This is a genomic window from Ignavibacteriota bacterium (assembly GCA_016707525.1).
Lineage (GTDB): Bacteria > Bacteroidota > Ignavibacteria > UBA10030 > UBA6906 > JAGDMK01.
This window is the reverse complement of the sequence record JADJHP010000008.1, coordinates 1-24,236: the sequence shown is the minus strand read 5'-3', so window position 1 is coordinate 24,236 and position 24,236 is coordinate 1. Positions and strand designations below refer to the sequence as shown.

Sequence of the window (24,236 nt, the reverse complement as noted above, 5' to 3'; positions counted from 1 at the left end):
CAACAACAACATTCCTTGAGGAGGAGACAATGAAACGAACCACGATGGTGCTGATGGCAGCGGTCATGCTGACCGGTGTGCTTGTGACGGGCTGCAAGAAGGACAATGGGCCGGACGAGGCCGCTCCGGTAGGGGTGACGAATGAAGAGCAGGCGATGCAGTACTTTGCCAAGAGCGATGAGTTCGTAGCGAATGATGAAGAGACCTTTGCGGACAAGTCGATCGAGAGCTTCGACTATGGTACATTCGGCAAGGTTGATGCGGCGATCACCCCGCTCCGCTGGGGCCGGTTCGTTACGAGCGTAACGCGGACGGTGACCACGACCATCCAGCCGGGCGATACGATCGCCATTGCGATGGTCGACAAGAGCATCAGCGGAACGCTGAAGATCCGTGGCGTCAACGGGACGGGTGACACGGTCACGATCGAGAAGCCGTTCAACGACCTGTCCAAGCGGAACGTCATCTTCAAGCGTGTGAACCGCAGCACCGACAGGTTCTGGCTGAACTGGGTACCGGTTGCCACGTCGCTGGTGGAAGGTGGCACGGCATCACCGAACAACCAGATCGAGATCACGAAGCTGGTGCTGTACGTGTCCACGACGGACACCATCACCATCACCGATCCGAATGCGTACTTCCTGCGGTATCGCTGGCTCAAGCTGTTCAACGGCGGGCGGAAGGATGTGCCGGAGTACCTTGCGGGGCAGGGGTTGAAGCTCCAGGTGACGGTGGTGTCGGCCTCTGCGGACACGGATCTCGTCGCCCTGCGGTACGGGGTGAGCGGGAACAACCACAAGCGGGTCCGTCTGGCCCTGGCGTCTGAGGTCAATAACGGCGATGGGACATACACCCGGGTGTTTGAGATCGCCCGTACGGCACCACAGTTCGTTCATTTCCACCGGGGCTGGTTCCATATGGGCATCGATGCGGTCACCCGTGCGACCCTGATGGATGATGCCGCACCGTACTCCGTGAGCTGGTGGGGTGTTCCGTACCGGGTGTTCTAGATCGTGTGTGGTGGGAGAACGTCCCCCGGTGGCTTGACGGCCCCGGGGGGCGGCTGTTCATGCAAATGTGTGGGAATGTGCTATATTATTTCACAGGGAATACGGATCGATGACATCGGATGGATGATCCGTGTGCCGAAGGACGCCTTCGGCATTGCCTGTCGGAAGTGTGATGCACAGCGTCAACGGTTCTCGCAGGCGATCGAAGTTCAGATGTTCACGCATCTTCGATCGATCTGCGACAACCCCGGAATTGCGAAAGAAATTGGCCGCCGTGCACGTGCACGGATCACAACGGAATGCCGTCCGGAGGGTCGTTCGGCCGCACCTGAACGCATCCACCGCGAGGGTCTGTCGCCGGAGAGGGTTGCCATGAAGCGCCTGCTGGTCGTGTTGAGCTTGTTCGCCCTGGTCATCGGGGGATGCAAGCATCCTTCGGAGGTCGAGCTCGTCGATGAGACGGCCGTGACGAACCTCGAAGCGTTCGCCGTCTCGCTGCCGGATTCGAACATTGCCACGGCATCGGTGGATTCCACCGGTGTACTGCCTGATGAAGAGGTCAAGGCTGCCGCCGCGTTCCTGATCAATGCGGTCACGTGGGATGCCGGGTCGGTCAAGAGATCCATTGCGTACAGCCGCGTGTTCTTTGCGGACAGTGTTGCACGCCTCTCGAGTACCGCGGTGGGTTTTGTGGGGAGGGACGTCGGATCGGTCGTTCTGGACGGGGCACTGATGGTCAAGGTGCCGCACCGGATCCCGATACTGCGTCCGATCCTGTCCGACTCCGCGATCGTACGCGGCGTTGAATACCTCGCCGACCTCTCCAGTTCTTACCAGCACGATCATGCGTACACCTGGACGGTGATCAACCGTTTACAGCCGGTGCTGATCGTTGGTGAGCGGACCCCCGAGGCACTCACTGTGCTGTCCCCGCGCGGGGGTGCGATCCACCCGCGCTCCTCGAACATGCCGATCGTCTGGAATGGCGGGAAGGGGAAGATGACCGTCATCATCAGCTATTATGACGTCCTGAAGAAGCGGACGCGCCCGCTGATCGAGCTCCGTGTACGAACCAACAATGGCCGCGGGGTGATCCCGTCGAAACTTCTCTCGCAGCTTCCCGCGGGGACGACATTTGTTCTCACCTTTGTGCTGGCGAACAAGACCGTGACGACGGTGACGCAGCCCGTTGCAGGAAAGGTCCTGAGTCAGGCTGCCGCGGTGTACAATGTTTTTGTCGAGCTGCGTTGACCGTGATGCGCTGCCGGGCCGGCATACTCATGATCGGGGCATTCGCTTGCAGCGGACAGTTGTGGGCGCAGTCGTTCGCAGATGCGCGTTCGCTTGCCATCGGCTTCCAGCCGGCGGCGGTACGCGATACAAGGGAGTTCTCCACCAACCCCGCGGGTTTGGTAGCGCTCCGTGACTGGGACCTGAGTTTCGGTGCCTACAGCGACCCGTCGACGGCGAAGAACGGGTTCGTCTTCCATGGGCTTGCGATCGGGAAGCGCTTTCTGGAGGATGATGCTGCTGCATTCCGCTACACCCCCGGATCGGAAGTCTCGTTCGTGATACCTCCCGTGTTGACGATCGGCGGGTCCAATATCCCCGAATCCGCGGATCGTGAGATCACCTACCGTGAAGCATATGCACTCGCTTATGCTCACAGGTTCTCTCCACAGTTCTCCGTCGGCATCGGTGCCCGCAACCGGTACGAGCGTGTCATCGATACGCGGTATCAGATCATCATCCGCGACACGATCTCGTATCCTGCCGTGTCCAAGGAGACCTACAGCAGAACGACGTGGTGTGCGGACCTCGGACTCCATTGGAAGCCGTCCGACGTCTGGTCCGTTGCACTTGTCGCCCGGAACCTCATGAGTTCCTCGTCAGGCGACGTGAACAGTGTCCTCGATCCCTACCGGCTTCCTTCGAAGGTGTTCCTCGAAGCAGGCCTGAGCGCACGGCCCGTGCGAACGTTGAGCCTCTACGCGTCGGCGAGCACTGCAGGCATCGGTGCCCTGGGTGCCGAGTGGATGCCCGGGGGAGGATTCGCCATCCGCGGCAGCACGACGGTCAATACCGCCGAGCAGTCGCCACTGACGGCTGTTGGGGCTGGGATCGGATGGTCCTATCAGTTCTTTGATGTGGATGCGGGATTCTTCCATTTCCTGCATGCCGGCGGGCATCGCGGCAGCACATCGGCGTTGAGTTTCGATCCGGGTGATATCGTGAACCTCGACATGCATCCGTACAGCCGCGACCGCATCACATTGTCCGTGCGGGCGATCTTCGGGCATATCCGCGAGAGTCTCGCGCGCATCGAGGGTGTCACCATTGCCGCGGGTGTCTATCCGGCTGCCCGGGAGGTGTTCGCGTACAAACCGATCGGCATGGCGAAGGTGCGCAATATCTCCGACCGGCCGATCCATGCACGCGTGAGTTTCTTCGTGGAGCGATTGATGGATGCTCCGACGGAGTCGCAGCCGGTGTATCTGGCTCCAGGGACCGAGGCCGATGTGCCGGTGATGGCGGTTTTCAACGATCAGGTGAACCGTGTCTCCACGCAGAGCATCCGCGAGGGAAATGTGTTCGTGAATGCGACGCCGGCGGAAGAATATGACGACCGATTCCAGACGCGTCTGTTGTTCCATGGGCGCAATGCGTGGGACGGGGATGTTTTGACGCTCCGGTATTTCGTCACCCCGGACGATCCGGCGGTGTTGAAGTACTCGCGCGACGTGTTGTTGGGGCGGCGGGACTCTCTTGTGGGACAGGCAGGCATGCCCGATCAGTTCGTGAAGGCGCGCACGCTCATTGCAGCCTTTGCCGGCAAGCTGCAATACGTGAACGACCCGAGGCTCAGCGCGGATGTTGTGCAGTACCCATCCGAAACGCTTGAACAACGGGGTGGGGATTGCGACGATATGACCGTCTGTTTTGCGTCGCTGCTGAGCAGTATCGGGGTACCCACGGCGTTCGTGGATGTTGTTCCGCCGGCCAATCCCGATCAGGCGCACATCTATCTGTTGTTCGATAGTGGTGTGGAGCCGCGGTTCGGCTCCTCGATAGCCGGCAATCCCAAGCGGTATGTCGTCCGGCGGAACGCGCAGGGGAAGGAGACGGTCTGGATCCCCATCGAGACCACCGTCATCGTGCGCGGGTTCGATGAGGCATGGTCTTCGGGAGCGCAGAGGTATTTTGATGATGTGGAGATCGGGCTCGGGCTCGCACACGGGTGGGTCCGTATCGTGGATGTGAACTGAAGGAGGAGATCATGAGACTGACAGGCGTATTTGTGCTGCTGCTGTCGGGTGTGATGGCGGCGCATGCGGGATCGATCACGATCCAGAAGATGAACGGTGAGGTCACGGTACGGCACGGGGTCACGGAAGAGTGGACGACGGTCGCGGCGGGCGATGTGCTCCGCCCGAATGATTCCATGCGGACGGGGAAGACCGGATCGGCGACGTTGCTCGTGCAGGAGGGATCGGGGGGGAGCGTGCGTCGACTGGCGTTACCGGCGGACGTCATTGTGGACATGTCGGATGTGCGTGAGCTGACGCAGGAGGAGTTGATGTTGAAGCTGACGATGCAGAAGGTACGTGCGACGCCGGAGCCGGACCGCAACGGTGGCCCTCAGATCTCCAATGCTGCCGTGATGCACGGGACGGATGCGGGCCGTGGCGCGATCGCGGAGAACGATCCGCAGGTTGGCCGCTCGTTGCTGAACGGTGCGAAGGTGTTGCTGGAGAACGGGTTCTCGGCGACCGCCGTGCTGCGCACGATGGAGGTATTCCGGTTGTTCCCGTCGCTGGCGGGCATTGTGGACAACCGGTTGGCGCTTGCGGCGGCGATGGAGAAGGCGAACCTGAGGGGAGAGGCCGTGACAGAATACCACGCCATCAAGAGGATGGATGGGCTTTCCTCATCGCAGGCGGCGGTGGTGAATGCGAGGATCGAGGCGTTGAGGAGGAACAATTAGCAATGGGGAATGGACAACGGACAATGGATCATGCAATGGGGAATGGATAGCGGACAATGGATCATGCAATGGGGAATGGATAACGGACAATGGATCATGCAATGGGGAATGGATAGCGGACAATGGATCATGCAATGGGGAATGGACAACGGACAATGGATCATGCAATGGGGAATGGATAGCGGACCATGGATCATGCAATGGGGAATGGATAACGGACCAACATGCAATGGGAATGGACAACGGACAATGGATCATGCAATGGGGAATGGATAGCGGACCATGGATCATGCAATGGGGAATGGACAACGGACAATGGATCATGCAATGACAATAACGGACAACGGACAATGGATACTGTAAAGAAAAAGAGGAGAGGCCACCGGGCACTCTCCTCTTTTCGCTTCTGGATCTTCCTTCCGACCTAGCGGATCAGGCGCTTGTATTTGATGCGGTGTGGCCGATCGGCCTCGATGCCGAGCCGCTTCTTCCTGTCGGCTTCATATTCCGAGTAGTTCCCATCGTACCAGGCAACAACGCTTTCCCCTTCGAAGGCCAGGATGTGCGTCGCGATGCGATCCAGGAACCACCGGTCGTGGGAAATGACCACCGCGCAGCCGGCGAAGTTCATCAGTGCTTCTTCCAGCGCGCGGAGCGTGTGCACGTCCAGATCGTTCGTGGGCTCATCGAGCAGGAGCACGTTCGCGCCTTCCTTCAGCATCTTGGCGAGATGCACGCGGTTCCGCTCGCCGCCGGAGAGCGCGCTGGTCTTCTTCTGCTGGTCGGTGCCGCTGAAATTGAACCGGGCCACATAGGCGCGTGAATTCACCTCGCGGTGACCGAGCTGGAGCAGGTCCTGTTCGCCTGAGATCTCCTGCCAGATGGTCTTCTCGCCGTCGAGCGGGCGGTTCTGGTCCACGTAGCCGAGCTTCACCGTCTCACCGATCTTGAACGACCCGCCATCCGGTGTCGCCAGGCCCGTGATCATTTTGAAGAGTGTTGTCTTGCCGGCGCCGTTCGGGCCGATCACCCCGATGATGCCGCCCGGGGGGAGCTGGAAGCTGAGGTTCTCGAACAGCACGTTCTCGCCGTAGGCCTTCGACACTCCCTGTGCTTCGATCACGACGGTGCCCAACCGCGGCCCCGGCGGGATGAAGATCTCCATTTCTTCGTTGCGCTTCTCGGATTCTTCGCTGAGCATCTTCTCATACGCGGAGATTCGGGCCTTGCTCTTGTTGTGCTGTCCCTTCGGGTTCAGCCGGATCCATTCGAGTTCCTGCTGGAGGGTCTTCTGGCGTTTTGATTCCTGCTTCTCTTCGATCGCAAGGCGTGCACGCTTCTGATCCAGCCAGGAGGAGTAGTTCCCCTCGAACGGGATCCCTTCGCCGCGGTCGAGTTCGAGGATCCAGCCTGCGACGTTGTCGAGGAAATAGCGGTCGTGGGTGACGGCGAGGACCGTTCCCGGGTACTGGCCGAGGAAGTGTTCGAGCCACGCCACTGATTCGGCATCGAGGTGGTTCGTCGGTTCGTCGAGCAGCAGGACGTCCGGGTTCTGGAGGAGGAGCCGGCAGAGGGCGACGCGGCGGCGTTCGCCGCCCGACAGGATCTTCACCGGTGTATCGCCGGGGGGGCAGCGCAGGGCATCCATCGCCTGTTCGAGGCGGCTCTCGAGGTCCCATGCATTCGCATGGTCGATCTTTTCCTGCAGTGCCGCCTGCTTCTCGAGGAGCGTGTCGAAGTCCGCATCGGGATCGGAGAGCTTGTTGCTCACATCCTCATACTGCTTGAGGAGGGCGGCCGTTTCGGCGACGCCTTCCTCCACGATGTCTTTGACCGTCTTGGCCACATCCAGTTCCGGTTCCTGCGGCAGGTATCCGAACGTGATGCCTTTCTGGATGGTGATATCGCCGAGATAGTCCTTATCCAGTCCGGCGATGATGCGGAGGAGGGAGCTCTTGCCGGAGCCGTTGAGGCCGAGCACGCCGATCTTGGCGCCGTAGAAGAACGACAGATAGATCCCTTTGAGGACCTGGCGGTTGGGCGGGTAGACCTTGCCCACGCCGACCATGGAGAAGATGATCTTGTTATCGCTCATACGAGATATTCGTTACAGGTTGGAGATCTGTGAGGAGTTGTTCGTCTTTATAATAGACGCGTTCCAGGAACAGTCCGGAGGGCGGCGCCGTGAGTTGTGCAGGAAGATCCGATTCTTCGTGGAGCAGGCGGGGGACGGCGGCACCGGGGAGTGCACCGCGGCCCACCTCGGCGAGAACGCCGACGACCCTGCGGACCATCTTCCAGACGAAGTGGGAGCCGCGCATACGTACGATGATAAGGTCGCCGCGTTCTTCCACGCGGAGTTCCTCGACCTCGACCTTCGTTGATTTTTCTTCCGGATCATCATCCGTGAAGGACCGGAAGTCATGCATACCGACAAAGTGTTTCGCTGCTGTTTGCATCGCGCGAACGTTCAGCGGGTCCTTCACCCACCAGACGAAGCGTTTGCCGAGGGCGGTGCGCCGGCGGCAGATCTGGTAGAGATAGCTGCGCGAGACGGCGTGGTGCCGGGCGTGGAAGCGGGCATCTGCGCGCACGAGGTCGAGGATCGAGATATCGGCCGGGAGGAGATCGTTCAGCTTCATTCGCAGAATATCGGGAGCGAGTTGGGTCGCGATCTCGAGATGAGCCACCTGTCCGAGGGCATGGACGCCTGCATCGGTACGTCCGGACCCCTGGAACTCAAACGTCGGGGTCTTGCAGACGTCGTGGATAGCGCGTTGTATCTCGCCGCCCACGGTCCGGACGTTCTTCTGGGGCTGCCACCCGCGGTAGCGCGTCCCCTCATATTCGACTGTCAGTTTATACCGGGCCATCAAAAGGAGAGGGGATCATGGTCTACATGATCCCCTCGCTCGTCTCTCCTGTGAACGGATCAGTGTTTCTTCTTGCCGGCGTTGGCGATCACCATGTCCGCCGCGACCTCATGTTTCGCAATGGCGTCCAGTGCGGCCAACCGTGCTTCCGCGAACTGCTTTTCCATGGCGATGAGTTCGTCCTTCTGGACGTTCAATCCGGCGAGCACGCCATCATGCTTCGCATCGGGGTCATACGGTTTGAACCCCCGCATCCAGGCATCCATGGCGGCCTTGGCGGCGGTGATCTTTTCCTGGGCCGCGACCAGATCGGCGGTTGTGTGGCCGGAGGCGAGGGCCGGGTACTTCTTGACCAGGGAATCGTGCTTTGCCATCACGGCAGAGATGTGCGTCGTGAGGCCATCCAATTCCGGGACAAGCTTCATGATCACATCGTGCTTGTCCATCACTTCTGTGTTCAATGCAGCTTCGATCTTCTTCATTTCGTCGGATTTGCCACATCCGGCGACAAGGCAGGCGACAAGCACCACCAGGGACAGAGCGAGGGGCATCTGCTTCATGGGAACCTCCGCAACGTGAGGAGCTCGTGGGTTGGACGCAGAAGTGCCTCCTAATATAGAAGAATTTCGAGCTTTGTCAAACGGGTGCGGCTTGCATGTGACCGGGAAAGTTCGCACCATGCGTCTAATCCAACCTGCGGATTACGTTCACCGTTCTTGCACATAGGCGCCCATGGACCGACGAACTGTACTCGGCGGCATGCTTGATGCTGCCCTGGCCGATCCTTCCGCGCACGCGAATCAATCCGATCCCCTCGCGTTCGCCAACACCGAACTCCCCGAAAACGCCCCGCGCACTCAGCGGCCTCGAGCCTTACACCGGGCTCTGGGGCAGGGAGCAGATCTTCCATCTGCTCCGGCGTACCACTTTCGGGCCCTCGCCTGCCGACCTGCAGGCATTTCAAACCATGAATATGACAGCGGCACTGGACATGATCCTGTCCACCTCGGCCGTCGATAGCAAGCCTCTTGCTACGGACACCCGGGAGATGGTCGCCGTTGGCGACACATGGGTCTACTCCAACGCGAAGGACCCGGCTTCCACCTTCGATCCGACGGGTGCGCGGTACGTCTCGTTGAAATCGTGGTGGACCGGCCTGATGCTTCAGCAGTCGCCGTCGGTCATGGAGAAAATGGTCCTGTTCTGGCACAACCATTTCGTGACGCAGAGGAATGTCGTGAACGAGCCGCGCTTTCAGTGGCGGTACACGGATCTTCTGCGGCAGCATGCGCTCGGGAACTGGAAGGACCTTGCCCGGGCGATGACGATTTCCGGCGCGATGTTGCGCTATCTGAACGGGAATGCGAATACCAAGACGAATCCGAACGAGAACTACGGGCGTGAGTTGCAGGAGCTCTTCACGATCGGGAAGGGGCCCCTTGCGGGTCCGGGCGACTACACCACGTATACCGAAGCCGATGTGAAGGCGGCCGCCAAAGTTCTGACCGGCTGGCAGGAGGACTCGACGGTGCTGCCGCAGCCAGGGGCGACGCCGTCGAAATTCACGCTCACACGGCACGACACAACGACCAAGCAATTCTCCGCGAGGTACGGGAACCGGACGATCGCGCCATCGACCGACGGCATCACGGAGGTCAATGCGTTACTGGACATGATCTTCGAACAGGAGGAGACGGCGAAATATCTTTGCCGGAGACTCTACCGCTGGTTCGTGTACTACGTGATCGACGAGGCCGTGGAGGCCAACGTCATCGTGCCGATGGCGAACATCCTCCGGCAGAACAACTACAATGTGTTGCCCGTGCTGCGCGCGCTGTTCCAGAGCGCGCACTTCTACGATCCCCTCAATGTGGGTTGCATGATCAAGAGTCCGCTGGAATTTGCCGTCGGCATCCCGCGGGTCTTCAGTTTGCCGTATCCGGCGGATGTCGCCACGCGATACAAGGTCTACTACTATATCGCGACCCAGGCCGGGGCCATGCAGCAGGACATCGCTGATCCACCGTCCGTTGCGGGTTGGCCGGCATATTATCAGTCGCCGCAGTTCTATGAATTGTGGATCAACTCGGACACGTTGCCGCGCCGTGCGACGCTCAGCAATCTGCTGTTGAAGAACGGCTACAGCACATCCGGGTTCAAGTTCGCGGCGGATGTCATCACCTTCACGGCGAACCTTCCTGATTCGCGCAACATCGACGCGCTCATCGAGGAAAGCGCGCGCATCATCTTCGCGGTCCCCCTCACAGCGGCACAGAAGGCCTTCCTCAAGCAGACGCTCATACCCGGCTTGCCCGATTACGAGTGGACGCTTGAATGGGATCTGTATCTTGCCGACCCGGGCAATGCGACCAAACGGAACGCGGTCCTGACGAAGCTGCAGGTACTCTACGCGTTCATGCTGTCCATGCCTGAATTCCAGTTACAATAGGAGGGGAGACCATGAAGAGAAGAACATTCTTACGACGTGCCATACCCGTGAGCACGATACCATTCCTGCTGGGCGGACAGACGTTGCAGGCATTCGGCCGCTCGCCGTTCCTTGACGGGCTCGCATCGCTTGCGGCAGCGACCGACCGGGTGTTGATCCTGATCCAGCTCAATGGCGGGAACGATGGGTTGAATATGGTCATTCCGCGCGACCAGTATTCCGCGCTCGCCGCGGCGCGGTCGAACATCATGATCGCGGAGTCGAAGGTGCTGGCGCTGACCGCTGGGACCGGGTTGCATCCGGCCATGACCGGGCTTCACGCGCTGTACAATGAAGGGAAGGTCGCGGTCGTGCAGAGTGTCGGGTATCCGAGTCCGAACTTCTCGCATTTCCGGGCAACGGACATCTGGCTCACGGGATCGGACTCGAACCAGATCCTGCCGAGCGGATGGATGGGTCGGTATCTGGATCAGGCGTATCCGGGATTCCCGGCAGGATATCCGACGCCGGAGGTGCCGGACCCGCTCGCGATCCAGATCGGATCGGTGGTATCGCCGGGACTTCAGGGGCCGTCCGGTTCCATGGGGCTTGCCATCACCAATCCCAATACCACGTATATCCTGCCGGGTGCTGAGGACACGCCTCCGAACACGCCGGCCGGGCACGAGCTCACGTTCGTGCGTGAGGTGGCCGAGCAGACATCGCTGTACGGTGCTGCGATCCGGGCTGCGGCGGCGAAGGGAAAGACCCTTTCCACGCTCTGGCCCACAGCGGGATCCAACTCGCTCGCGGACCAGATGAAGATCGTGGCACAGCTCATGTCGGGCGGGTTGCGTACGGGGATCTATGTGGTGAGTCTGGGCGGGTTCGACACGCATGCAGGGCAGGCGGCAGGTGGTGCGACCGACACCGGTACGCACGCCACGTTACTCAGCCGCGTGTCGGTAGCGATCTCGGCGTTCATGAACGATGCGGCGTTGCAGGGATTCCAGGACCGGGTGGTGGGGTTGACGTTCTCGGAGTTCGGGCGGCGGATCAAGTCGAATGCGAGCACCGGTACGGACCATGGCGCTGCGGCGCCGTTGTTCGTGTTCGGCACGAATGTGTATGGCGGGGTCGTGGGGAACAATCCGGCATTACCGGCGGCGGCGGGTTCGAATGACAACATTGCGATGCAGTTTGATTATCGCCGGGTGTATGCGGCGATCGTGAAGGACTGGTTCGGTGCCACGGCGACGCAGCTTGCGGCCATCCTTCCCGGGCAGCAGCCGTTGTCGTTGATCAAGGGTGGAGGCGCGACGGGAGTGGAAGACATGTCGTTGCCCGTCTCATTCGAACTCCGGCAGAATTATCCGAACCCCTTCAATGGTGAGACGCGCATCGGCTTCGCGGTGCCTGCGGATGCGGGGAACGTGCCGGTGCGGTTGGTGGTCTATGACATGACCGGGCGTGAAGTTGCGGTGCTGGTGGATCGTGCGGTCGGGGCTGGTGTCCATGAAGTGGCGTTCCCGGCATCGCAGTTGGCGAGTGGTGCATACGTGTACCGGCTGCAGGCGGGCGCGCACGTCGAGGCGCGGAAGATGGTCCTGGTCCGCTAGGTCCTGCAGGCGTGCATCACCGGCGATCAGCCACGGACATCGTGGAGGGATTCCGGACCTGGGGTCATTCCGGGAGTACTCCAAATCGCAGCGAGCGTGGGGGGGTATCAGCCGAGGTTCGTCACACGCATCCGTGACCGGAGGGCCGCCAAGAGGCGGTCCTCCGAGCGGAACGTGCGTTTATCCCCGTCGATGAAGAAGAATGCGCGCTCGCGCGGCTGGAAGAGGAACGTCCACCGGCGGGTCATGACCTGTTTCTGGATCCCGAGAGCGTCATCCCTGTAGATCACGCAGTGGTGTTTGGGAAGATAGACGCTGGAGGAATATTTCCAGGTGGGGGTCGTATCGACCGCCTGTTCGAGCCTGGTTTGTGGATTCAGCATGTGCATAATGTGTGCGAGTAGTGTGTGTGTTTAATATACAACCCGGGGCCCCATATCGTTCGTGACCGGGCGCACAGGGGGGGGAGTTGAATGGGGGGGAGAAGTTGAGTATATTGTAGGGCAATTTGTACGGCATTTCGGGGCGTAGCTCAGCTCCGTTGCCGCTGAAGCTGCGTTCTTCCGTCTCGGCGGGCGGACCCGGCCAAAGCGGCACATCGAAGTTGATCGTGGAACATCGGGGCGTAGCTCAGCCCGGCTAGAGCGCTTGCTTTGGGAGCAAGAAGTCGCTGGTTCGAATCCAGTCGCCCCGACAGAAGTGGTCGCTGGTCCCGCTATGCGGAATCCAGTCGCCCCGACAAAATATGGGTCCTGTCTTCACAATGTTGAAGACGGGACCCTTTCACGTTGTGCCCGTGGGGCAGAGGCGGGTGGATCCGACAACGGATCCGTGGCTCCGGATGTGCAGATCGAAAGACGAACTGATGAAAACTATCGTGTCGATACTCTTGCTGGCGGCATTGCAGGCCGGTTGTTCGCCCTGCGATCTGGATTCTGTCGCGCATAACGAACAAGAGAAGAAGGCGGTGTTCTGCATCGTGTTCGGCGAAGGGGGCGGCATCAGTGGCACCTGGACGGGTCATACCATCACGGGGGATGGAGCGGTCCTCTCGTGGAACGGACGCGGTGCGCGCGAGAACGAACGTGAAGTTGGGCGGTTGCCGTCGGACACCATGTGCGTGCTCTGGGATGCGGCAAAAGCGCTGACAGCAGCCCAGAATGTTGATTCATCGGGTTCGCTTGTGCGGTACCTCAGTGTGACCACCGGGGATTCGACGCGGAAGCATACATGGAGGCCGCGGCTTGGCATGGGCCAAACGCTGCCATCGTATCAAGAATTCTTTGACAGGTGCAGCGCTGCGATACGCACATCGATGACGCAGGCCACCACCACGACAACATCAACCAGGTGAGATGCATGATCCGATCCTTCGTTGTCACCGTCTGTAGTCTGGCAGTCCTGTCTCATGGTTCTGCGATCGCCGGCGGGAGCAAGACACCTTCTGCGGCCGGTACCAGCCGTCATTTTGCTGCAAAGAATGCCGTGCAGCGCATTGCCTCCGCCGATGAACGCGCCCGGATGGCGGCGGATGCCCAAGCCTTCACGGCCCGATACCTGGGGGCTTCGGCAGGACAGAACATGACGATCCAGTGGGATGGTCAGCAGGGAGTTCCGCTCTTCCTCCGTGTGCCCCAACCGTCGCAGGTGCGCGGCGCCGGTGGTAATGCCGTGAGTGCCATGCATGCCCGTTCCAGCGCTGCGGAGTTCCTGAAGACCAACGCAGCGCTCCTTCGCGTCACGGATCCGGTGGCAGAGTTCCACGAGACTGCCATGGAGGCTGACGAGATGGGATTCACGCATCTCCGGTACGAACAGCGGTACCGCGGGGTAGAGGTGTGGGGCCGGGAGATCCTCGTCCATGTAAGGCCCGATGGGACTGTTGAGAGTCTCAATGGGCGGTACGTTCCCACACCGGTCAACCGGCCGGCGGACGTTGCCGCGGTCTCCGTCGAGCGTGCGCGGAGCGTCGCCCTGGACCATTGTGGTCCGTGGGGAAATGTGACGGCGGAGCGGACGGCGTATCTTCCGGATGATGCCGGTGGTTTGACGTACTGCCGGGTGATCAGTGTGGCCGGGGGGCTCGACCAGAGGAAGGACATCTTTGTTGACGCGGCCACGGGTGCGGTGGTAAAAGAGTACAATCGTGTGGTCATGGACGGTCCCGTCACGGGGAGTGGGGTGGATGTGAAAGGTGCGACGCGGCCGCTGAATCTCTATCAGATCGGCACGCAGTATTTCATGATCGATGCGAGCAAGCCGATGTACATAGCGGCGCAGTCGCAGTTCCCGAATGATGGGAAGGGGGTGTTGTACGCGTTCGATGCGAAGAATGGTGAGACCAGCCTGTATCAGATCACCTCGGCCAACCAGAATTCCTGGGCCGTCAGTCCCGGCGTGTCGGCGTTGTATACCAGCGGGAAGGTCTACGACTACTACAAGAGCGTTCATAACCGTAACGCCATTGACAACAAGGGCGGCACGATGAACGTGGTGGTCAATTTCAAGTCGGGATACAACAACGCGTTCTGGAATGGCCAGTACATGGTCTTCGGGAACGGTGACGGTTCGACGTTCAGCGACCTGACCGGTTCGGCGGATGTGACCGCGCACGAGATGGCGCACGGGATCACGGAATGGTCCGCGAATCTGCTCTATGAGAATCAGTCCGGCGCGTTGAACGAATCCTTCTCGGACATCTTCGGCACGTTGTTCGAGTTCTGGTTGGAAGGTGCGGGCGGGGACTGGTTGATGGGAGAGGATGTGTTCACGCCCGGTACTGCCGGCGATGCCTTGAGGAGTATGTCGAATCCTGGTGGGGCGGAGGTTCCGTCGGGGTCGCGTCAGCCATCCACGATGGCGCAGTACATCAACCTGCCAAATACGGAGGCCGGTGACTTTGGCGGAGTGCATGTGAATAGCGGCATCCCGAACAAGGCGTTCTATCTGTTTGCGACGTCCGCGGGTGTGACGAAGGAGGATGCGGGAAAGGTCTATTACCGGGCGTTGACCACGTACCTGACGAAGAACGCGCAGTTCGTTGACTGCCGTCTGGCTGTCATCAAGTCGGCGGAAGATCTGTTCGGCGGGCCGGGCAACGCGAAGGCGCTTGCCGCAGCGGCAGCGTTCGATGCGGTCGGGATCACGGCGGGTGCGGGCACGGGCCAGCCGCCGGTGGACCCTCCGGTGCAGGGCACACGATACGTTGCGCTCATCGATGCGCAGACCGGTCAGCTGTTCCGGTGGACCATTGGAACGAACACGTTCGCACAGCTCACAGCGGGTGCGTTGTGGAGCCGTCCGGCCGTGACAGACAACGGCGGTTCGCTGTTCTACGTTGATGCGCAGAACAACGTCCACACCGTGAAGTCGGATGGGACGGGTGACCAGGCGCTCTCCACCAGTGGAGGGTTCAACAATATCGCCGTATCGCGGAGCGGGCGGTATCTGGCAGCGACGACGGTCTATTCCGAGCCGAAGATCTACGTCTTCGATCTGCAGAACAGTGCAGGGAACAAGGTGCTTGCGTTGAGCACGCCCGTGTACCAGCAGGGAGAAACGGGAGGGAGTATCCGGTATCCGGACAGGATCGACTGGTCGTCGGACGAGACCAGGATCATGTACGATGCCTACAATACAGCGGTGGTGAGCGGTGGGGATACGGTCGGTTCCTGGGACATCAACGTTGTGCGTGTGGCCGATGGGTCGATCGCGCGGCTCTTTCCGTCGCAGCCGCGCGGCACCGATATCGGGAATGCGGTCTATGCTTCCAACACGGACAACCTGATCGCGATGGACTACAGTGATGCGAGCGGGCAGGTGCAGGTGCTTGCGGTGAACTTGAACACCGGCGATGCGGGTGTTGTCACGAACAACTACTCATCGTTGGGATCGCCGTCGTTCTCGGTAGATGACAAGAAGGTGTATTATCATTACATCGATGAACTCTCCGACAAGTTTCAGGTCTGGTCCGTGAGTCTGGGTACCGACGGGATCACCGGCACGGGGGACGACAAGATGGAAGTGGATGGTGGGGTATATCCGCTGGCGTTCGCGATCGGCACAAGGGCGACGGACGTGGTTGTGGGTGCGGAGTTGCCGCTGGCGTTCGGTCTTGATCAGAACTACCCGAATCCGTTCAATCCGACCACATCGATCGGGTACCGGGTGCCGGCGTCGGGAGCCGGGCATGTGCGGCTTGCGGTCTATGACATGCTTGGCCGGGAGGTAGCGGTGCTGGTGGATGCGTGGAAGGAGCCCGGGGATCACGCGGTGGTATTGAATGCGGCCGGGCTTTCCAGCGGGGTATATTTCTACAGGCTGACGGCAGGTGGGGCATCGGCGCAGGGGCAGGGGAATACGCTGACGCGCAGACTTGTTTTGGTGCGGTAGGGCACCCCGACATTTTTTTTGCCTTTTTGGAATGGATTCATTATATTTACAGACTCACAAAGCCGGAGCGAGGTGGAATGTCGGCTTGTGAGGGCCCCGTCGTTTATTGTCGCCGTGAGGCGGCAGGACAGCGGCAGCGGAATGGCCCCGTAGCTCAACTGGATAGAGCAACAGCCTTCTAAGCTGTAGGTTCCGCGTTCAAGTCGCGGCGGGGTCACAGTCCCGGAAAGCGGGACAGTTAAGAATGAAGAATCAAGAGTGAAGAAGGAATGCAAATTCGCCTCTCTCTTTATTCTTCTCTCTGAACTCTTCATTGTTCCTGCCCCCATCGTCTAGAGGCCTAGGACACGGGCTTTTCAAGCCTGTAACACGAGTTCGAATCTCGTTGGGGGCACACGACTTACAGCCGCTGCAGTTCGCCTGCTAACAAATCTGCTAACACGTTTTTAGCAGAGAGGCAGGCATGCCCACCCTCTTCAAGCGTTCCAACGGTATCTATTATAGTATAGTCACTGACCCTCCGGCCAGCGCAAATGGCAGAGTACAGGCAAACGCACCAAAGGTGCGGCATTGGAGAGCCTGCGAACCCGTCCTACCGGCGTGACTCTCCCGATCCCCAGGAAGAGTCTCAGCGAATTCAGGGATGAGTTCCTGGAGTACGCCCGCCAGCTCTACACACCAGGGAATCTTGATGTCTACCGGCGATCATTCGATCTCACCTCTTCCATGTCGACGTCTTGCCACTGGAGATTGATGATCTCTCGCGGCGAGTGAACGCGCTGGAGAAGAAGCGCTCGACCTTCGAGTGGATCGGAGCAGCATGAATGCGAACTGGCGTACAACGATATCGAAGAACTAATCAAGGAGGCACAACGTGCAAATCGATAAACGCTACAAGATCGAAAAGGCGGTGTCAACCGACAGTAACCGAGAAAGCCTGCAGAACGTGTTCGTGAGCAAGCGGCATGCTCTCGCCACAGACGGACGGATTCTGGCGATCGTTCCTGTCTCAACGGACGGCGAAGACGAAGCTGGTTGGATGTCTCCCGACGCATTGAAACACGCTCGAAAGGTCTCCGGAAAGGGACTGGATTCGATCCGCATAGGTCTCAATGGGGCTCAGATATTGCCCGACGGGACGACCATGCAGAGGCCCGAGAAGCACAATCCTCCGAGAGTATTCAGCTTGCTTCGGAAGGCTCATCAGGGGAAGTATTACAGGATCGGTATCAATGCCGCATACCTCAAGAACCTTGCGGATGCACTGGGTTCAGAGGAGCTTGTCCTCAGCTGCGGACAACCCACCGAAGCAGTCCTGGTGAAACCGATCAAGGGCGATACGGGTACAGTAGGTCTGATCTACGCACATGTCGGCGAGGAACACCTGAGGATCGCCATCGAGAAGTTTCGTACCGAAGGATCGCTCGGTTCAGGAGATCTGGGTCGAACCAATCCAAGAGCTCATCCGGGTGTTGAAGGCGGGGTGATTGCAGCCCGTTGTGAACAACGATGGAGGCAACACTACAACTCGGTTAGGCCCCACAGCTCACTGGGATACCGACCACCGGCACCAGAAACGTGTGCCTTTCTCCAGGTTGCCAATGTCTAAAGAAAGGCAAGAACTAACTCAACATTGGCATCGACACTGTGGTCTGGTCACGACCAATGCGATCGAAGCACTGGACAGCCGCGTGCGCGAGACCGTCCAGATCCGGGGACACTTCCTGAGCGACGAAGCAGCGACAAATCTGATCTGGCTCGAGTTGCGCAACGTTGCAGCCAACTGGAAGAGTCCACCGCCGCTGTGGCACCGGGTGAGACAGCACCAGATTCAGTTCGTGGACGTGTCATTGTCACCAGCCAACTGCAACGGCTCACACACAAAATCTCTGACGGTACCGCGTAAACATTTCTCGCCGATATTGTGGGTCGAAGAAATCCCTACGCCGGATTTGACACTATTGAGGAATCGATGTATCATTGGTCAAACGCACGGACCATACCCGTCACCCATGTCGCTTCGCACAAAGCTTGGAAGGAATTGCTGCGACCCTTCGATTAACGCTCCGCCTCTCTTGTCACACACTACTTACGACAAGTTCAAACATGAAGGGGACCGACAATGGCTTCCATAAAAGCACCTTCCTGCTTATTCCTCCTGGCACTCGTCCTTGCGATTGGTTGGTCCATGGGAAATGCACAATCGCTAAGACTTGGATTGAAAGGGGGATTCCTTCATCCCGTTTCGACGGAATCCTTTGTCTCGCCGACGGAATCCTCTCACTATCCAGACGTATACACTAGTTCCAATGGCGGATTCGGATTTAACCACTGGGAGCCTACCGTGGGCCTTGAAGTCCGGTATTCGCCGACTCCGGGAGGCCTCGCGTTTGCAGCTGATGCTTCTTACTCAAAGCTCGCCGGCACCGGCGTGATGAGTCTGCGTCCGTGGGATCCCGATCCTCCAACGCGAATTGACATTTCAAGCCATCTTTACACAATATCGGCGGGAGCACAATGGTCTTTTCTTTCAGGGCCCGTTCGTCCTTACATCGGGGCGCGAGCCTTGTGGACTCGATTCAGGCTTATAGGGGTCCATGAAAGTGAAATCCCAAATTTCGGGTTTAACTACTGGGGCCTTGCCGTGCTCGGAGGCGCAACGATCGACCTCACCTCACTTCTGGCGCTGGACATCGGCGCTCGATACAATTTCACCAGGATCGGCAATCACCAAGAAGACAATCCCTGGTTCAATACGTACTTCAATGGGGTCTGCCTTGATGTAGGCTTGTTCTTCAACCTGCTTTGAGACTATCCTCTCAAGGAACTCAAGGGGGTGTTGGCATCCCGGGTACGTACGGCACGTTCCTTGTATTGTTGTTCGTAGTAGAGTTCGCCGAGATCGTAACAATCAGAATAGTAGCCAATGTCGCTGCCAAGAAAGCCCCTTGAGCTCTACGACGAAGGACAAATTCTGCAATTATCTTGGTTGCTCGCACACCTCTGAGGACGCGCAGTATCCGGACAATCCGTATTGCTCTTCCTAGCCGCAGAGGCTCGATAACCGGTATGCTTGAAATGAGATCAATCCAGCCCCAACTCAATAGATAGCGTTTGCGGTCCTTTGCCCGGTAGGTACTGACCAGGAAATCAATGAAGAAGAGCATGCATAGGAATGTATCTAAATCTTGTAGGATTGATTTTGTATCCGGATCAACGCTAACAACAACTTCAATGGCCAGCAATGCGATCGGTCAGGCACCAAAGGAAGCATTGATCTATGACGGTGACAATGAGCAGGAAGCGGTGGCGGAAATGCAGAAGAAACAGCTCGAGAAGCAAAAGAAAGGGTACGTCATCGTTGGGCCCAGTGGGGTAAGTTCTCCGGCCCCGGTTCAAAAAAAAAGACCGATCTCCCGGTAATATGGCCCATGAACGCACAGGGAACAAGGAATGACGCTCATTTGCAGAGCCTTCTGGACGACCCCTGCTACATCGCCCAGGAGAAATTGGACGGGATGCGGGCTATCGTCCATGTGACCCCATCCGGACTGAGGGTATTCTCCCGCTCTGCCGGTGTCGAGGATCCACAGCGTTTGCTCTTCCGCTCGACATGACAATCAGCCGCAATTGATCCGGACTTGACTCGTTCGGGGAAATCGGTTATCATCTGTGGTAGCCAACGCAGATTGTCGCAGGGCGACTGCTAACAAAACTGCTAACAAACCGGCTGAATTTAGCCCCAAAAGTTGCGAAAGCGATACGGTTTCGGGCATGTGAACGGCTTTTCAAGCCTGTAACACGAGTTCGAATCTCGTTGGGGGCACGAGCCGTCCCGCAAAGCGGGACGGCAGGAAAGAAGGAAGACGGCAAGATCCCGGGCGTTGCGAGCAACGTCCGGTGAGAGATGAGTAAACAAGCGCCCGACGGGAATCCGTCGGGCGCTTGTCTTTGGTGCCGGTCCATCCCCTGTCTGCGGGAAGAGCGAGGCCTCGCCGAAGCCTGAGCATAGGCCGAGGGAACACTGACAGACGGCCGCGCAGCACACAACCTACCGCGCGGCGATGGTATTCATTTCACCGGAGGTGCCGCGATGCAACCACGTACCACGGTCGGTTCCGCTGTGGGCGCCGTCCGCCGTCCTCTATCCCTGCCGGCGACGATACAGCCGATGCACTTCCAGCTGGTGCTTCAGGGTGATCGCCACCTTCTTCTTCAATTGATCGACGAGATCCGGGCCCAGGGTGAAGATGTCCTCTTCTGCCTTGGTCGGTGCCGTGAACACGAGAGGCACACGGCTCGTCTCCAGCAGCCGGATCAGTTCGAGCGTGTTGTCGACGTCGCGCCGCGTCACGATCTGGATCTCCCGCAGCTTCTGATCGCCGTCCATGGGATAGATGTTCTCTTCCACGGGCGCGTGCGTGTAATCTGAGCGGTCCAGGATGTCCTGATACTGACAGGTGTAGAGCGCATTGCGATAGAAGCAGATAAGTGTCCGCACCCTATGCTGCAGCACACCCCATTGATCGTCCGGCGACTTCGTCACCTTTGCAAGATCGTCGATCGCTGATTGCAGCAGCCCGATCGCCATGGTGAACTGGGTGCCGGCGATCATCGTTCCCGAGAAGCCGTTGATCACTTCGAAGCCCTGCAGGTTCATCAGGTCCGCTGCTTCTTCCTCCGAGTTCGCCTGGAACTGGTACTTGCGGTAGTAGTCTTTCTCTTCCGGCGTCAGCTCCATGGGGAAGGGCACCAGCGGGCGGGTGATCCAGCGCTGGTTCACAGTGGCGACGAGCATGACCGGGTCGCCGGAGAGCCAGCGCACGATCTCTGCCGCGCGGCTGATCTTCTCCCATGCCAGCATCACGTGATGTGCATTGTCCGGGCCGGCGAAATGTTCGGCCGTACGCAGGATGTTCTGCATGCGTCCGATCATCGTTGTGGCCGGATTGGCACGGAATTGCTTCACCAGCTCGAAGTATTCCGGCACGTTCGGTTCATCGAGCATGAACGTCCGGTTCGTCTTCTGGTCGCCCCATGCATCCTGCAACTGCTCCGCGACGCGGAAGACATGCGGGATACCGAGGACGGGGCCCACGCCGTTATCGTAGAAATTGTAGCCGATGAAGCGCGTCGGTACCGATTCGTCCCTGGTCTTGAAATTGAGAGCCTGGCCGGGTTTCAGCTGCGGGATCACGGAGCCCACTTCGGCCTGAGAGATAAGGCCGGCTCCGTAGTTCATGGAGACCTCAGCCTGGAGGCCGGCGTCATGGGCGCCGTCCTGGATCGTCGACATGAATCCGATGACACGATCGGCATAGGAGCGCTTCTCGCAGAATGACGGACCGTTCTGGCCGGGGTAGAGGCTCACGCTCCAGCAGATACCACCGCCGGAATCGTTTGTGAGCAGGGAGAAGACCTCGATGGGTGCCTGGCGGCACAGTTCGGCCACCGCCTTGCGATACATGGCCAGCACTTCGGGCTGGTCGATGCACGGGGCGTAGTAGGTGTGGCGTGCGCGGCGCGGATGTTCGCAGCGCGGACCGCGCCAATCCGGATGGGCCTGGTAGACCGCTTCCGGCAGCCATGCCGGTTCTTTGCCGAAGAACGCCGCTTTCAACCCCAGCTCTTTCAGAATGGCGCAGCGTTCCTTCACGATCTGCAGGTTCTTCTTCGCATAGTCGGCGGGCAGGAAGGGTTTCAGTTCGTCCGGCACCACTACCTTAAAGATCGACGTGACGAGCATACCCCAGTTGGGATACGGATCGTCCATGTCCAGTTCCCACTGCCACCGGCTTTTGGGGAGGTCGCTGATCGACACGTGGGTAGCGCCGAGTTCGGCCGCATGTTGAGCCAACCGGCGGAACTCCTCGATAGTACTGGTGGGGCAGGTGAAGATCACCTTCTGCTTTGCATCCATTCTAACGGCTCCTTGGTTATTGACTTCTGCCACGGCGGACAGCGGGAACAACAGAGACAGGACATACAGTGAGATGGTGATCATCGGGATCCTGACGGGGCCCATGGTATTTCCCTTCAATGGGGATATCGGTGGTGCGATCAAAGGAATCCCGCGTCGTTCGGGAACAGGTGTCGGCCGGGCACGTTCGTACGCGTCGCGATGCCACGGGCTGGTTCTCGTTGGATGCCAGAGTGATGACACATTTGTGAGGCCGGATCCTTCTGGAGTTCGGTGACAGGTGTGCCGGAAACGTGGGACGTGCTACTTGGAAGAACCGGGAGCTCGTTGCCACTGGATCGCAACGCAGAAAGATACTTGGAACGGGGGAGAAACGCAAAGGCAAAAGGCGGCTCTCTTTGCACGGATCTTCTCTGATGTGCGTCTTCCTTATGTGAAACACGCCGTTTTTGTGGTCAGCTGTTTCATGAAGTGAACAGCCGTCAGCACGTACTGACTCACTCTCCGGGACGCACGCGGGCAATGTCACAGACGTTCGTCTTCGGTGTCTTCTCGTTCTGTTTGGGGCAACGGGAATGCCCAGTCGACTATCCGGGTGAGCAGTGTGGAACAGTGCAGAGGGGGACACATAGTATACAGCTGGTCCCTGGAGGAAGCAATCAGGCGCCAGGCAGAGATGTGGTATCCATTGTGGCAGAACGTCCGGTTTTCGCAGGTGGTGGGTGAATGTCCCCGTTGCCTCATCAATAAATCGAGTTCAACGCTGCCTTGACAAGCCGATGAGGCATCGCTATATTAAGCCATCTGCCAGTTGTCGCGTTCTTTTCGATGAGTGGCCGCACCTTCCCTGGGGGGAACTTCCCGCACAACCAATCCACACCTCCTCATGGCTCATCGAGAGGGCTTCGGACCGAGAGTCCGCCCTTCGTGAGAACGTGGGTATAGATCATTGTTGTCCGGACGTTGCTGTGACCCAGAAGTTCCTGGACGGTGCGGATATCATAGCCCACTTCCAGCAATCGGGTTGCGAACGAGTGCCGGAACGTGTGACAGCTTCCGTTCTTTGTGATCCCCGAGCGCAGGATAGCGGTTTTCACTGCACGTTGGAGAACGCTTTCGTCGATATGATGGCGGCGTTCCCCACTCGAGCGGGGGTCGGTGGTGCGTCGTGAAGCGGGGAAGAGGTACTGCCAGGCGAGTTGTTTGGGGGCGGAGGGATATTTTCGCTCGAGGGATTCGGGGAATGTCGCTCCGGCGTAGTGCGCGATCAGATCTTTCCGATGGGTTTCGCGCACGAGTACGATCTGTCGGCGCAGGTGGGGGATGATGTTCTGGGGGAGCATTGTGACCCGATCTTTGGCTCCTTTGGCTTCGCGGACATAGATCAGGTTTTGATTGAAGTCGAGGTCTTTGATCCTGAGGGTGGTACATTCGGTGAGTCGGAGTCCGGTGCCATAGAGGATGCTTGCCATGAGGAGTTCGGTGCCGTGGAGGTGGGTGAGGACGAGTTTGGCTTCGGCGCGGGAGAAGACGACGGGGAGGCGTTTGGGGCGTTTCGCGCGGGGGATCTCACCGATCTCGCCGAGATCGAGTTGGAGGACTTGTTGGTAGAGGAAGGCGATGGCATTGAGGGCCTGATTCTGGGTAGAGGCGGAGACATTAAGCGATTGTGCGAGGTAGGCGAGGAAGGTATAGACTTCCGGGGCGCCCATAGTAGAGGGGTGGCGTTTCTTGTGGAAGAGGATGAAGCGTTTGATCCAGGAGGTATAGGCTTCGATGGTTCTGGGGCTCAGGTGGCGGAGGGCGGCGAGGGTGTGGACCTGGTCGAGGAGATTGGGTTGTGACATGGTGTGCTCATCGCTGTGATCACGGATGCAGCCCATCGTCCTTAGCTGTTACGCTACATTGCATCCGCGCAGCATTGCATGTGGGGCTGTAACACTACATTCACATATAGTACTCATGCAATTTGTGTTTTACGATAGGATGTACAGTCTAATAGATGTTAG

General features: G+C 59.0%; 20 protein-coding genes, 4 tRNA genes and 1 pseudogene. 18 read left to right on the top strand and 7 right to left on the bottom strand.

Features of this window, described 5'->3' with window-relative positions:
- Positions 1-29 precede the first annotated feature (29 nt).
- The 5 genes from IPI01_13165 (at position 30) to IPI01_13145 (ending at position 5,271) form a co-directional block, all read left to right on the top strand.
- Complete coding sequence (locus tag IPI01_13165) at positions 30-1,010, top strand: hypothetical protein (protein MBK7258717.1); 981 nt, start codon at positions 30-32, stop codon at positions 1,008-1,010.
- A 372-nt stretch (positions 1,011-1,382) separates the two neighbouring features.
- Entirely contained in the window at positions 1,383-2,261 is an 879-nt protein-coding gene (locus IPI01_13160; GenBank protein MBK7258716.1) for a hypothetical protein, read from the top strand.
- Positions 2,258-4,276: a transglutaminase domain-containing protein gene (locus IPI01_13155; GenBank protein ID MBK7258715.1), complete on the top strand. Its 2,019-nt coding sequence runs from the start codon at positions 2,258-2,260 to the stop codon at positions 4,274-4,276. The genes IPI01_13160 and IPI01_13155 overlap by 4 nt, the downstream gene beginning before the upstream one ends.
- A gap of 11 nt (positions 4,277-4,287) precedes the next feature.
- Entirely contained in the window at positions 4,288-4,995 is a 708-nt protein-coding gene (locus IPI01_13150) for a hypothetical protein (GenBank protein MBK7258714.1), read from the top strand.
- Between the two features lie 9 nt (positions 4,996-5,004).
- A complete protein-coding gene (locus tag IPI01_13145; protein MBK7258713.1) occupies positions 5,005-5,271 on the top strand; it encodes a hypothetical protein in 267 nt (88 codons plus the stop codon).
- 148 nt (positions 5,272-5,419) lie between these two features.
- Here the strand turns inward: IPI01_13145 and ettA are convergent, their stop codons facing one another.
- The 3 genes from ettA to IPI01_13130 are packed head-to-tail and all read right to left on the bottom strand — an operon-like array spanning position 5,420 to position 8,428.
- Positions 5,420-7,090 (bottom strand): energy-dependent translational throttle protein EttA, encoded by a 1,671-nt coding sequence (ettA, locus tag IPI01_13140; GenBank protein MBK7258712.1) that lies wholly within the window; start codon positions 7,088-7,090, stop codon positions 5,420-5,422.
- Positions 7,080-7,868, bottom strand: coding sequence for a tRNA pseudouridine(38-40) synthase TruA (gene truA / locus IPI01_13135; GenBank protein MBK7258711.1), 789 nt, complete (start codon positions 7,866-7,868; stop codon positions 7,080-7,082). The genes ettA and truA overlap by 11 nt, the downstream gene beginning before the upstream one ends.
- 59 nt (positions 7,869-7,927) lie before the next feature.
- The gene (locus IPI01_13130; GenBank protein ID MBK7258710.1) at positions 7,928-8,428 is read right to left on the bottom strand and encodes a hypothetical protein; all 501 of its coding nucleotides are present in this window, start codon (positions 8,426-8,428) and stop codon (positions 7,928-7,930) included.
- A gap of 206 nt (positions 8,429-8,634) precedes the next feature.
- On the opposite strand from IPI01_13130, the gene IPI01_13125 reads away from it, so the two are divergent.
- Both IPI01_13125 and IPI01_13120 read left to right on the top strand, forming a co-directional pair.
- Positions 8,635-10,317, top strand: a complete 1,683-nt coding sequence (locus tag IPI01_13125; GenBank protein MBK7258709.1) for a DUF1800 domain-containing protein — start codon at positions 8,635-8,637, stop codon at positions 10,315-10,317.
- 11 nt (positions 10,318-10,328) lie between these two features.
- Positions 10,329-11,915: a DUF1501 domain-containing protein gene (locus tag IPI01_13120; GenBank protein MBK7258708.1), complete on the top strand. Its 1,587-nt coding sequence runs from the start codon at positions 10,329-10,331 to the stop codon at positions 11,913-11,915.
- 107 nt (positions 11,916-12,022) lie between these two features.
- Here IPI01_13120 and IPI01_13115 read toward each other — a convergent pair whose 3' ends face one another.
- Positions 12,023-12,298: a hypothetical protein gene (locus IPI01_13115; protein ID MBK7258707.1), complete on the bottom strand. Its 276-nt coding sequence runs from the start codon at positions 12,296-12,298 to the stop codon at positions 12,023-12,025.
- A gap of 236 nt (positions 12,299-12,534) precedes the next feature.
- Here IPI01_13115 and IPI01_13110 point away from each other — a divergent pair.
- The 8 genes and pseudogenes from IPI01_13110 to IPI01_13075 all read left to right on the top strand — a co-directional run bounded on the left by IPI01_13110 (position 12,535) and on the right by IPI01_13075 (position 19,116).
- Positions 12,535-12,609: transfer RNA gene (locus tag IPI01_13110), tRNA-Pro, on the top strand.
- A 171-nt stretch (positions 12,610-12,780) separates the two neighbouring features.
- Positions 12,781-13,269 carry a hypothetical protein gene (locus IPI01_13105; GenBank protein ID MBK7258706.1) on the top strand — a complete coding sequence of 163 codons (489 nt, stop codon included), beginning with the start codon at positions 12,781-12,783 and terminating at the stop codon, positions 13,267-13,269.
- Positions 13,270-13,274: 5 nt separating this feature from the next.
- On the top strand, positions 13,275-16,307 hold the full coding sequence (locus IPI01_13100; GenBank protein ID MBK7258705.1) for a M4 family metallopeptidase: 3,033 nt from the start codon (positions 13,275-13,277) through the stop codon (positions 16,305-16,307).
- A 143-nt stretch (positions 16,308-16,450) separates the two neighbouring features.
- Positions 16,451-16,524: transfer RNA gene (locus IPI01_13095), tRNA-Arg, on the top strand.
- Between the two features lie 104 nt (positions 16,525-16,628).
- Positions 16,629-16,701, top strand: a tRNA-Glu gene (locus tag IPI01_13090).
- A 1,116-nt stretch (positions 16,702-17,817) separates the two neighbouring features.
- Positions 17,818-17,916 (top strand): annotated as a pseudogene (locus IPI01_13085) (transposase).
- Complete coding sequence (locus tag IPI01_13080) at positions 17,909-18,442, top strand: transposase (protein ID MBK7258704.1); 534 nt, start codon at positions 17,909-17,911, stop codon at positions 18,440-18,442. Before IPI01_13085 ends, IPI01_13080 begins: the two are co-directional and overlap by 8 nt.
- A complete protein-coding gene (locus tag IPI01_13075; GenBank protein MBK7258703.1) occupies positions 18,430-19,116 on the top strand; it encodes an outer membrane beta-barrel protein in 687 nt (228 codons plus the stop codon). The genes IPI01_13080 and IPI01_13075 overlap by 13 nt, the downstream gene beginning before the upstream one ends.
- A 19-nt stretch (positions 19,117-19,135) precedes the next feature.
- On the opposite strand, the gene IPI01_13070 is transcribed toward IPI01_13075, so the two are convergent.
- Entirely contained in the window at positions 19,136-19,552 is a 417-nt protein-coding gene (locus IPI01_13070) for an ion transporter (protein ID MBK7258702.1), read from the bottom strand.
- Between IPI01_13070 and IPI01_13065 the strand changes: the two genes are divergently transcribed.
- From IPI01_13065 to IPI01_13055, 3 genes are all read left to right on the top strand, one after another.
- Positions 19,461-19,730, top strand: coding sequence for a hypothetical protein (locus IPI01_13065; GenBank protein MBK7258701.1), 270 nt, complete (start codon positions 19,461-19,463; stop codon positions 19,728-19,730). The genes IPI01_13070 and IPI01_13065 overlap by 92 nt on opposite strands.
- Before the next feature lie 8 nt (positions 19,731-19,738).
- Positions 19,739-19,924: a hypothetical protein gene (locus IPI01_13060; GenBank protein MBK7258700.1), complete on the top strand. Its 186-nt coding sequence runs from the start codon at positions 19,739-19,741 to the stop codon at positions 19,922-19,924.
- Positions 19,925-20,046: 122 nt separating this feature from the next.
- Positions 20,047-20,133, top strand: a tRNA-Ser gene (locus IPI01_13055).
- Positions 20,134-20,451: 318 nt separating this feature from the next.
- On the opposite strand, the gene IPI01_13050 is transcribed toward IPI01_13055, so the two are convergent.
- The gene (locus IPI01_13050; protein ID MBK7258699.1) at positions 20,452-22,227 is read right to left on the bottom strand and encodes a hypothetical protein; all 1,776 of its coding nucleotides are present in this window, start codon (positions 22,225-22,227) and stop codon (positions 20,452-20,454) included.
- Positions 22,228-23,111: 884 nt separating this feature from the next.
- Positions 23,112-24,074: an integron integrase gene (locus IPI01_13045; GenBank protein ID MBK7258698.1), complete on the bottom strand. Its 963-nt coding sequence runs from the start codon at positions 24,072-24,074 to the stop codon at positions 23,112-23,114.
- Positions 24,075-24,236: the final 162 nt, after the last annotated feature.

Excerpts from the sequence above, each read along its gene's own strand:
- IPI01_13150 (MBK7258714.1), top strand. The coding sequence starts at position 4,288 with ATGAGACTGACAGGCGTATTTGTGCTGCTGCTGTCGGGTGTGATGGCG.
- IPI01_13060 (MBK7258700.1), top strand. The coding sequence starts at position 19,739 with ATGAACGCACAGGGAACAAGGAATGACGCTCATTTGCAGAGCCTTCTG.
- IPI01_13145 (MBK7258713.1), top strand. The coding sequence starts at position 5,005 with ATGGACAACGGACAATGGATCATGCAATGGGGAATGGATAGCGGACAA.
- IPI01_13080 (MBK7258704.1), top strand. The coding sequence starts at position 17,909 with ATGTCTAAAGAAAGGCAAGAACTAACTCAACATTGGCATCGACACTGT.
- IPI01_13130 (MBK7258710.1), bottom strand. The coding sequence starts at position 8,428 with ATGAAGCAGATGCCCCTCGCTCTGTCCCTGGTGGTGCTTGTCGCCTGC.
- truA (MBK7258711.1), bottom strand. The coding sequence starts at position 7,868 with ATGGCCCGGTATAAACTGACAGTCGAATATGAGGGGACGCGCTACCGC.
- IPI01_13165 (MBK7258717.1), top strand. The coding sequence starts at position 30 with ATGAAACGAACCACGATGGTGCTGATGGCAGCGGTCATGCTGACCGGT.
- IPI01_13115 (MBK7258707.1), bottom strand. The coding sequence starts at position 12,298 with ATGCTGAATCCACAAACCAGGCTCGAACAGGCGGTCGATACGACCCCC.
- IPI01_13100 (MBK7258705.1), top strand. The coding sequence starts at position 13,275 with ATGATCCGATCCTTCGTTGTCACCGTCTGTAGTCTGGCAGTCCTGTCT.
- IPI01_13045 (MBK7258698.1), bottom strand. The coding sequence starts at position 24,074 with ATGTCACAACCCAATCTCCTCGACCAGGTCCACACCCTCGCCGCCCTC.
- IPI01_13120 (MBK7258708.1), top strand. The coding sequence starts at position 10,329 with ATGAAGAGAAGAACATTCTTACGACGTGCCATACCCGTGAGCACGATA.
- IPI01_13075 (MBK7258703.1), top strand. The coding sequence starts at position 18,430 with ATGGCTTCCATAAAAGCACCTTCCTGCTTATTCCTCCTGGCACTCGTC.
- IPI01_13050 (MBK7258699.1), bottom strand. The coding sequence starts at position 22,227 with ATGGATGCAAAGCAGAAGGTGATCTTCACCTGCCCCACCAGTACTATC.
- IPI01_13125 (MBK7258709.1), top strand. The coding sequence starts at position 8,635 with ATGCTGCCCTGGCCGATCCTTCCGCGCACGCGAATCAATCCGATCCCC.
- IPI01_13105 (MBK7258706.1), top strand. The coding sequence starts at position 12,781 with ATGAAAACTATCGTGTCGATACTCTTGCTGGCGGCATTGCAGGCCGGT.
- IPI01_13065 (MBK7258701.1), top strand. The coding sequence starts at position 19,461 with ATGAAGAAGAGCATGCATAGGAATGTATCTAAATCTTGTAGGATTGAT.
- IPI01_13160 (MBK7258716.1), top strand. The coding sequence starts at position 1,383 with ATGAAGCGCCTGCTGGTCGTGTTGAGCTTGTTCGCCCTGGTCATCGGG.
- ettA (MBK7258712.1), bottom strand. The coding sequence starts at position 7,090 with ATGAGCGATAACAAGATCATCTTCTCCATGGTCGGCGTGGGCAAGGTC.